The sequence below is a fragment of the Streptococcus phocae genome, from assembly GCF_001302265.1.
Taxonomy (GTDB): domain Bacteria; phylum Bacillota; class Bacilli; order Lactobacillales; family Streptococcaceae; genus Streptococcus; species Streptococcus phocae.
Map to the genome: position 1 here is coordinate 1 of NZ_LHQM01000037.1, position 3,694 is coordinate 3,694.

At 33.0% G+C, this 3,694-nt stretch carries 4 protein-coding genes; 1 reads left to right on the forward strand and 3 read right to left on the reverse strand.

Annotated features, from left to right (window positions below):
• Window positions 1-1,404: 1,404 nt before the first annotated feature.
• The 3 genes from AKK44_RS07330 to AKK44_RS07335 all read right to left on the reverse strand — a co-directional run bounded on the left by AKK44_RS07330 (window position 1,405) and on the right by AKK44_RS07335 (window position 3,064).
• A complete protein-coding gene (locus tag AKK44_RS07330) occupies window positions 1,405-1,713 on the reverse strand; it encodes a DUF898 family protein (RefSeq protein ID WP_054279144.1) in 309 nt (102 codons plus the stop codon).
• Between the two features lie 538 nt (window positions 1,714-2,251).
• Complete coding sequence (locus tag AKK44_RS09025) at window positions 2,252-2,428, reverse strand: hypothetical protein (protein WP_161802571.1); 177 nt, start codon at window positions 2,426-2,428, stop codon at window positions 2,252-2,254.
• Between the two features lie 57 nt (window positions 2,429-2,485).
• The gene (locus tag AKK44_RS07335) at window positions 2,486-3,064 is read right to left on the reverse strand and encodes a TMEM175 family protein (protein ID WP_054279145.1); all 579 of its coding nucleotides are present in this window, start codon (window positions 3,062-3,064) and stop codon (window positions 2,486-2,488) included.
• A gap of 409 nt (window positions 3,065-3,473) precedes the next feature.
• On the opposite strand from AKK44_RS07335, the gene AKK44_RS07340 reads away from it, so the two are divergent.
• Window positions 3,474-3,677, forward strand: coding sequence for a cold-shock protein (locus AKK44_RS07340; RefSeq protein ID WP_037594503.1), 204 nt, complete (start codon window positions 3,474-3,476; stop codon window positions 3,675-3,677).
• Window positions 3,678-3,694: the final 17 nt, after the last annotated feature.

Sequence of the window (3,694 nt, forward strand, 5' to 3'; positions counted from 1 at the left end):
TTTTTAAAATCAGTAGCAATTGTATGACTAACAATTAGAAATCTGGGTATTGCACAGGCAGTTGAGGAGATTGAGAGTGGTAAAAATCAGCATACTAAAAGCTCTGCTGTTTAAGGAATAAAAGATAGGTTAGATAAATTTGGGAATAGAAGTATAAAAATCTCTCAACATTACTCAGAAAGTAAGAGTGACTTATTAAATGCTTTATTTAAGATAAGCTTATCTTAAATTAAAAAGAAGGAGTTTCGTGAAAAATATACTTCTACGCCGAGACTTTGAGAATTGTAGTTTTTGATTATGATGGTTATTTAAGCAAAATAAATATAATGAATTCAAATGTCAAACAAAAATCAATAAAACAGTTTGAGCAAATAACTACAGATCAATAGAAATGAAATAAAAAAAGGACTTGAATATATTTTATGGAGCATAAACAGCTTGCTTAGATGTTAGAGCTATTCTTAAAAAATAAGCCATAGTAAAATATCATAGTATTATTCATGATATTTTGAGTGTGCGTCAGCAAGTAGAAGATGTAAAAGGAAGAAATAATTTCGAAAAAACAGATGAATTACGAATTGAATTGGAAGTTATTACCAAACAAAATAAGAAAAAATCCAGCATAACTTATGGTTTCAATAAACACATAGACACTGTTAATGAAAGATGTGCTATCGATAATTATCACTGAAACGACTTCAATACCTCAGTATTTTAATAGATAGAAAGAAGAATCAGTTGTAATATTTGAATTACCTGCCATAAGTGCTCTTCAACAGTACAATCAAGGTTTACAATCTGCATCGGCTAATAACAAAGGCTTAACGCCTAAAACATATAAAAGCGCTTCCGTTTCTTTTCAGACTCTAACTTTTAAGAACCTCCAGAACCTCAAGAAAATACATGGTAGCAAAACACTACGTCTGCAGCTGACATTCATAGAGTAATTGAAGTGTTCAATGGGTTGCTAAACAAATCAATAACTTAAGAAATAGATGTTGCTCAATTCATTGATATTATCGATAACGGAAAACACCTACTTAATTGTAAAGCCTTAGGATATGTCAGTTGTGATAACACAGAAGAGGCTCTGAAAAATCGTCAAGGAATTTCAGAATCACTTGAGTAAGCTATTGAATAACATAAATAATTAGTTGACTAAAATATTCTATAAAAGAAGCCCTCCTTTACTCAATACTATTAACCACGCGCAGATAGCAACTTTTTAATGAACCAAGAGCGAAGCAAGAGAAATAAAATATAGAAGACAATCTTTCTACTTAATTAGACATTTTCATGTCATAATCCCAGGAGTCAGTTAATCTTCTACTATTTTTGAATAATGTTGAGTTTTGTCAAATTTTGGACTATATCCAAATCAGATACAGTAAAAAGATAACTTGGTTAGTTTGCTTGATGAGTGTGTTTTACTGTCCATTGCTCCAATTTGATGTTTAGCCAAAAAGAATAAATGCCAAGTGTGATGATTGTTAGCAAAAACCACTTTATCCAATTGGCGAAAAGTTGCATTGCTGTCCCGTCAAAATATAAGCGATGGCCATCGATTACAGTATGCTTGACCTTCCAATTAACCATGATGCAAATTGCCCAAGGGGTACAGATACCCAAAGTAAACAAAATAATGATAGCAGAGATAAGGCTATACCCAATATAGCTCAGTAGCCCGCCATCGAAATAACTGTCTTGATTCATCTTTTTTCTCCTCATTTGCTTTTAACGTGATTCAAGTATTGCACGTATATATAACACTCTAAAAAAACCTTTCTAAAAGTGTTAATGACAGTCAGGATCTTTGGATTAGAATTTATCAAGTTAGTTAACCTGTTTTTTTAGTGAAATACCTTTTAAAAGTCATTATATCACATACACTGAAAATAGGTATGTTACAGGGAAAAAAACCGTTTTGAATGAAAAAGAACATGATTTCCATTGGAGTAAGTCGTTACTAATAGTAACAATGATAGAATAGTTAGCATTTTTATGTTCATATTGTGTACCAGCAGCATTGAATCAATGAATAGGAGCTACTAAATTAACTACTAATCTGAGGAGTCAAAGCGCATTTGATATCAATAAATTTCCATATTGCATTAATTTGGGATATTTTTATGATTTACACTATCTTTACACCTTAGACAAGTAAAAATGACCAGGTGCTCCAAAAGCCATTCTTGGCAAGAAAAAGCACCGAAGAGGTGCTAATTAGACTGATAACATGTTTGGTAATGTTTTAGAGATAGCCTAAATTATGTAATTCAAATAAAATAAATAATATTAGGCCGATTAAAAATTTTATGGAGCCGTGTGTGACAATGTCTTTTCGCTGTTTGGCGATACCGATAACAATTGAAATAATGCCAGTTGTGGCCAGAGCAAGACTTAGGCCAAATATAATGAGTTTAATCATGAGGTTTCTTTCTTTTCCCTTTCGTTTTTGGTGTGAGATAAGGCAATCATCTTTTAGTTATTTGGTGGTGAGAACTTTGGCTATTCTTTTATCAGGGATAAACCATATTAAAGCAACGCTATAGTAGCCTAAAATAGCTAAAGTGGTTGAAAAACTAGCGACAAGCATGGAGATGAGATAGATGATTAGGGAGAGTTTGCCTTTGATATCTTTTCCGACTTCTTTTTTGAGCAAATCAGATTTATGACTAACAGCGATAACTTGTGATTGTAAGGCAAAGTAAGTAATAGCAGTGGTAAACAAAATAAAGCCATAGGCAATAACAGGAAAGGCACTAGTGTAAAAATGACTCAACCAGTCTGTCGCCCACGGGATTAGGGAGAGGAAAAACAGCCAAAGGCTGTTAAACCAAAGCACTTTGCTGTCAACGGTTTTAATAGCTGAGAGCAAATGGTGGTGGTTATTCCAGTAGACAGCAACATAGGTAAAACTCAGCGCATAGGCCAAGAGGCTAGGAACAACCTGAAAGAGATCTTTGAGACTATCTCCTGTGGGTATTTTTAGGGTGATGACCATGATGGTAATAATAATAGCTAAAACGCCATCACTAAAAGCTTCTAATCTTGAGCTAGACATTATAAACTCCTTATTCATGAATATAATTGTTATGGTTAAAGAGAAGAGTCAACGATTTTGCAGGGGGAGTCTTCTTAAATGAGTTGATATAATAAGGTCATTATATCATATCAGAGCAGCAATACCATACTAATAGCTTAAATGAGGTGGAAAGCTAATAGATAAGTGTTTTAACGCCTTATTATCATGGTTTTGAGACAGGGTTTTTAAGTGTTCAAGGCTCTTAAAACAGCAATAAGGAGGATTGATTAAAACAATTGTTAGAAGAAAAAGGTCATTAGGGTTGACTTATACGAATGATACTGTTATACTAAAGAGAGTAAATAAGTTTTTCGAGTCAAAGTATCAGTTTAATCTATGTTTTATCTCTTTAAGTTTTTTTACAAATAAATAATAAGAGGTAACTCAAATGACACAAGGTACAGTAAAATGGTTTAACGCAGAAAAAGGTTTCGGCTTTATCACAACAGAAGAAGGACAAGATGTTTTTGCTCATTTCTCTGAGATTCAAGCAGACGGCTTTAAATCATTAGACGATGGTCAAAAAGTAGCATTCGAAGTTGAGCAAGGCCAACGTGGATTGCAAGCAAAAAATATCACAAAAATCGCCTAATCAATTAAGCACACTAA